This window comes from Mesomycoplasma ovipneumoniae, from assembly GCF_033343935.1.
GTDB lineage: Bacteria > Bacillota_I > Bacilli_A > Mycoplasmatales > Metamycoplasmataceae > Mesomycoplasma > Mesomycoplasma ovipneumoniae_G.
Genome location: NZ_JAWPGQ010000008.1, coordinates 32,760 through 38,759, shown reverse-complemented (window position 1 = coordinate 38,759; position 6,000 = coordinate 32,760). Strand labels below are relative to the sequence as shown.

General features: G+C 27.3%; 4 protein-coding genes. All 4 read left to right on the top strand.

Features of this window, described 5'->3' with window-relative positions; translation table 4 throughout:
• Positions 1 to 318: 318 nt before the first annotated feature.
• The 4 genes from R7X45_RS02630 to R7X45_RS02615 all read left to right on the top strand — a co-directional run bounded on the left by R7X45_RS02630 (position 319) and on the right by R7X45_RS02615 (position 5,803).
• Positions 319 to 795 carry an MAG0490 family ComEA-like DNA-binding protein gene (locus tag R7X45_RS02630; protein WP_129644135.1) on the top strand — a complete coding sequence of 159 codons (477 nt, stop codon included), beginning with the start codon at positions 319 to 321 and terminating at the stop codon, positions 793 to 795.
• The gene (locus R7X45_RS02625; RefSeq protein ID WP_129644132.1) at positions 732 to 2,099 is read left to right on the top strand and encodes an MAG0480 family ComEC-like protein; all 1,368 of its coding nucleotides are present in this window, start codon (positions 732 to 734) and stop codon (positions 2,097 to 2,099) included. The genes R7X45_RS02630 and R7X45_RS02625 overlap by 64 nt, the downstream gene beginning before the upstream one ends.
• The gene (gene holA / locus R7X45_RS02620; protein ID WP_318055811.1) at positions 2,018 to 2,950 is read left to right on the top strand and encodes a DNA polymerase III subunit delta; all 933 of its coding nucleotides are present in this window, start codon (positions 2,018 to 2,020) and stop codon (positions 2,948 to 2,950) included. The genes R7X45_RS02625 and holA overlap by 82 nt, the downstream gene beginning before the upstream one ends.
• Before the next feature lie 699 nt (positions 2,951 to 3,649).
• Positions 3,650 to 5,803, top strand: coding sequence for a P68 family surface lipoprotein (locus R7X45_RS02615; RefSeq protein WP_318055810.1), 2,154 nt, complete (start codon positions 3,650 to 3,652; stop codon positions 5,801 to 5,803).
• Positions 5,804 to 6,000: the final 197 nt, after the last annotated feature.

Genomic DNA, 6,000 nt, shown 5'->3' with positions numbered 1-6,000 from the left:
TGAGACTTATTATATCATAATTTTATTTTTAACCAAGCATTTTTTTTTTTTTTTTAAAAAAAACAAAAGGTTAATTTCAAAATAATAAAGATTAAGATTTTAGGTCAAAAAAACACGGATTTACCGTGTTTTTGCATATTTATATTCACTAAAAAGTGAATTTTTGCATCAAACTGGAAAATCAAGATATTCATTATAATTTTTACCCTTAAAATTAAATTTCTTTTATCAATATAAATACAAACATGAAAAACAAATATTTTTTCATGTTTTTTTCCTTTTTTAGACAAAAACTAGTTAAAAAATTAAACTAAGTACATGAAAAAAATACAGGTTATTAGTTTAATTGTTTTGGCTGGATCTCTTGCTGGATTCTCGTTTTTAGCATACAAACTTCAATCTCATGTCAGGCCGAAGAAGCAGATTTCTATAACAATTTTACACGGAGTTCGCAATCCTGGTACAAAATTTTTCAATTATGGAACAAAATGACGCCAAATTTTTGCCGATTTTGATGTAATTCGCGGATATGACACTAGCCAATATGAATCCGAACTAGAAGTTACAAGTGACCAAAAAATTTCCCTAAAACCCGCAGTGAAAAAATCCACATTAAATAAAATCACTCTAAAAGCATTAGAAAAAATTATCACTAACAAGAAAATAGCAACAAAATTACATGCTTTTTTAAAAGAATCAAAAAATAAACAAATAACTTGAAAAGAAATCGAATGAGCTTTGCATCTTGATTCGGCAACTTTAAAAATTCTTCAAGAAAATTTTATTCTTGACTAGCAATTTTTTTAAGTTGTGTTTTTACAATTTTATTAGTTGATAATTTTAGAATTGCCTGAGTTGTATTGTTATTTTTATCAGTTTCATTTTTAATTTTTGTTGGTGAATTTAAAAAAATTATTTTTTTGCTGCTATTATTGGAGTTTTTTTTAGTATCTTATTGGCTAATGTTTCCAAAAATTGCAAATTCAAGCGTTAGTTTTGAAAGTAAAGTTGTCGATAAAGTTAGTTTTGGAAATTTTGTAAAATTTGAGAGTGACAAAATTTTTATCCGTGGCAATCAATACGAAATTGGAACACTATTAAGACTTAGCGGAAAACTTGTTAGACCTAAAAACACATCAGATTTTGACTTTGTTTCGTATTTGAAGTCAAAAGGTTCCTTTTTAGTTTTGGAAGATGCAAAAATTACTTTTTTAGAAGAAAGCAATACTATTTTTGCAAAAGTTAGAAAATTTTTCTCGATTCAAGAAAATTATTCCAAAAAGCTCATTCCGATGATTTTTCTTGCCGAAACTCCGGTGGATGCTAGTGAATTTCGAAAAATATTAGTAAATCTTGGAGTGTACCAAATTTTTGTCGTTTCAGGATTTCATATTAATCTTTTTAAACAATTATTTTTTTCATTTTCCAAAATGTTAAAAATACGGCAATTTATATACAAACCTTTGTTTTTTTGTTTTTTGACTTTTCAACTGTTTTTGTTCAATTTTTCAATTTCGTTCTTAAGAGGATTTTTGTTCTGAGGTCTCATTGAAGTTAATAAATTATTTTTGAATAAAAAATTTAATAAAATAGAACTTCTATCAATGAGTGGAATTTTAATTTTATCTATAAATCCTTTGATTTTTTACTCAGTAGGATTTGTTTTGACATTTACAATCAGTTTTATAATAACAATTATAAATCAGATAAAATTTCCAAAAAATTGGCACAAAGTAGTTGTTAATTTCTTATTTATAAATTTTTTTAGCAGTATTTTTTCAACTTTTTTAAATTCATATTACAACCTTATGGCTCCGATAAATACGATTGTTTTCACCGGTTTTTTTACTTTTTTATACGCAAGTTTGCTTATATTTATTTTTAATCCACAAATTGTTGAGTGAATTAGCAAGTTTTTCATCCAAAGTGTTGGTTATATTCAGGAATTTCAAATTTTAACTTTAAATATTCAATCCAGTTTAGCTTTTTTAATTATTTCATGTATAATTTCATTAGTATGTTTTTCATCATTGGAAGCGACAATTTCCTTGTCCAAGAAAAAATTTTCAGACTCCCAGAAATTAAAAACTCATTATTAATAAATTTTTTTGCAAATGATTCGCTAGATTTTATACAGGAAAACCTTGAAGATTCATCGCTTTTTAACGAAAAAAAAGTATTAATTTTTAATAATTTTTTGCTTTTTTCAAAAAATGAAAAATTAAATAATCTATTAGCTTCTAAAATCATAAAGACAAAACACACAATCATATTTAAATATGTTTTTGATGAAAATTTAACCAATTTTGCTCTCAAAAATTCATGAATTTATAAGCGTTTTACTCCCCAGGCCGCTAAAATAATTGAAGCCAAGCAAATTACAAAACAAAATGTTGGGCAATTTATTGCTCAAATGGTCAAAAAATTTAATGTTGAATTAGAAGCAACCAAAATTTTTGAGCTTGAATCAGTCTTACCGCTAAATGGTTGAATTATTTATAATGAAATTGCAAAGCTAAAAACTCTAAATAAACCTATAAATTCAGCAATAATTCGCCAATATATAAGCGATTACTCATCATATTCTACTTGAGGTTTTATTGAATCATTTGTTGATTTTGATTTAACAAAAGTTCTAAAATTTTACCGACAAAAATTATTAGAAGGGCACACAATTGGCTTGTTATTAGGGCAAATTAACTCAAAATTATTGCTTAGTTTTATTGTTTTTTTACATAAAAAAGCAGGTAAAAAAGATTCTTACATCACTAAAAATCTTAATATTTCTGATTTCCAACTTAAAAAAGCAGTCGAACTATATAATAAAAACGGAATTAAAAAAATTGAAAAATTAATAATTAATCTTGCAAAATTAGATACAGAAATCAAAACTTCGCAAATTAATAACAAAATAGCCTTTGAATTATACTTGCTCCAAGTGTTAAGATAACTAATTTAATCCCCAAAATTGCAAAAAAAATGGTTTTTTAAATAAATTATAGTTAAAACACTAACAAAAATCATAAAAAAATACAACTACTATTTAAACTCAATGCAAATAGAAAACTCGCTTTTATTTGCTTGAGCCTAAAAAAACATATGAAGTTTTGAAAGAACAATAACCAAAGCCATAAATTTGTAGATTTCTAAACGGTCAAATTTAAGGCAGTCCATCATATTAAAAAATATAATGGATAATTCGCATTTTCTGATTTTTTTATGACAAAAACATCCTTGATCCCTCCTTAATTCAATATCAAAATTTATTAATTCATTCTTAGTGACTCTATTATAACAGAAATTTTTTTTAGACCAAGCATTTTTTTTTTTTTTTTTGCAAAAGGTTAATTTCAAAATAAAAAAAATTAAGATTTTAGGTCAAAAAGCCCGGATTTACCGGTATTTTTTCATATTTGTATTGACTAAAAAGTGAATTTTTGCCATCAAACTGGTAAAGTCAGGTCATTAAAAATAAATTTTAAAATATTTTTGTTTTTGGAAATTTGTGCTATAATGATGGCAAATTTAAAATCATCTCAAAAAATTTACCGTTTGTTTTTATTAACTTGTTTTAATTCAAACAATTTATTTTTTGGGGTGATTTTTTATTTTTAAAAACAAAAAACAAAAAAAGACGGATCAAAAAACTATGAAAAAACTAGCAAAACCAATTTTATTCTCACCACTTCTTATCTCGGGATTAGCCTTAGTATCCTGTACATTAGGCACTACGAATGCTAAGGAATTTAAATTTGACGGAAATAATGACGGGCAGCTTCAATTTGTAACAAGTTGAAATGAAAAACAGCCAAGATTTCAGGCCTTAGATCAAGTTGTTAAACTTTGAAATGAAAAACCAGAAGTTAAAGATCAAAATAATCGCGAGTATTTGCCAATTAAATTAACTCCAAATTATGACAAAGATTACACCGTAATGGCTGCTAAATTCGAGCAAATTTTTTCTGCCAATGATAAAAATCAAACCCTAAATCTTGTAATAAATTATCCAGCTGTTGCGGCAAGTGCGGCTAAACATAAAATGCTTTTAGATCTAAACAAGTTTCCAGATTTAGCTCAGGCTATAAAAGATACTTATCATCCAAAATTTCTCGAATCTAATACTCAAATCGCAACTCTTGATGAAAAAGGAATTTATACAATTCCATTTGTTAAATCTTCGCAGACTTTAGTTATAGACGGACCAGTTATGGCCTGAATTATTGAAAATGCAAAGAAAAATGGCGCTAAAATTGCAGATTCTCCGCAAGATAAACGTTTTTTTGAACAGTTTTCCTTGCCAGACTCAGACATGGAGCATATCAAAAAGCTCTGAGCACCGCGAAGTTTTGATGATAAAAACCCTAATCCTTGACAGAATTTTGAACTTTCGCATGAGACATTCAAATATTATGATAAAGTTTTTGATTTTTCCAAAAGAATTAAACAAGGATTTGTATTAAAACCAGCTGACATTAGCACAGGAGATTTTCCTTTTGGGACTGATGACATTGAAAATTTAGCTTTTGCCAAAATTTTTGCATCAGCTGACGGGGATTATTCTAATTTTATGTTTGAGGTAACAAGGGAAAAATCAAAAGACTTAGAACGAGTTAGTTTTGATAAATTATTTAATAAAAATTCGCAAAGTTATCAAAATACAAAGAAAAATTATGAACAAATTTTAGATCTTTTTAAATCAGATGCGATTTTTTATCCAGGAAGATTTTCACAAGAAAGTTTTGCCAACAATTTGATGAATAATCACCAACTTGCCATGGCAATTTCCTCAACAAGCAATTATCAACGCCGTTTTGTAAAGTCAAATTCTAATTTTGTCTTTCAAGTAAATGGCAAAACTGAAAAAATTCCATTTTCTTCAAAAATCCAAGCATACCAAATTCGTGAGCTGGGTCCAGACCAAAAAGATTCACAAAAAGCAATTTATGAGCTAAAAAATGTCCTAACAAGTCAAATCTCACAGTTAATAAATGAGACTAAAAGTTCAACTTATGCTGATTCAAATGTTTATTTAGATCCTAAAGACACTAGTCAAGCTAAAAAAGTAAAAGAATTTGTTGATTCTAATTCAAAAAATTCTAGTCAATCTTACTTAGTTTTTGGTGAAGATTTTTCTAAGTTTTATCAAGAAAAAATTAAAAACACTGACTTAGAAATAATTAATCTTACAAATAAAAATGATAAAAACGACATTTTTTTACTAAAAAATGCCAGTGTTGAAAATCCAGGTGGGGATAAACACTTAAACCAAAATGAAGTTGTTTTCCTCCAAGAGCCAATTAAAAATTCAAGCAGTGATTCAAAGAGTATTTATACTTACCAAGGTCCAGATTTAATCGCTTTTCACTCAAATGCCGAAGAAGATATTGCAACAAAAAATTTCCTAAAATGAATGCTAACTCACAAACAAGACTTTACTTACCAAGGCCAATCTGGAGAGGCGAAATATCATGGTAGTCCGAGCGAATATGTTGCATTTCGTGGAAATTATCTAGCCCCAACAAAACAAGTTTTTGGCCAAAATTTGTCTAATACTGAACAATTTCAGCAAAATAATTCCTTTAGAGCTGCATTTAAAAATTTTAAAACCGTTAATGATGACCCGCAGCACAACTCATTTTATATGGACCCAGTTGACTCAAGAAGTGCGCTAATCCGTCTTGAGGTAAAATCTACGCTAAACCAAATGGGCCGTCTTGTTGCTGATGGATCACAAGATCAAGCGAGTTTTGAGAAATTCTTAACAGCACTGAAGACAAAATTAAATTCAGCAAGCGTGAGTTAATTTTGACCAAAAGGCTTAACTTTTTCAAATTAAAATTTAATTAATTTGAAAAAAATTCAACAAAATTAAGAAAAAAACGTAAATTTTGTTAATTTTTTCTAAAAAGTTATATAATAATCTCAAATGTTAAGCACAACTGGAAATTATTTATTGTTAGTTGGTCTAAATTGTTAAAGTTTTGACTAAGTAAATTAAGA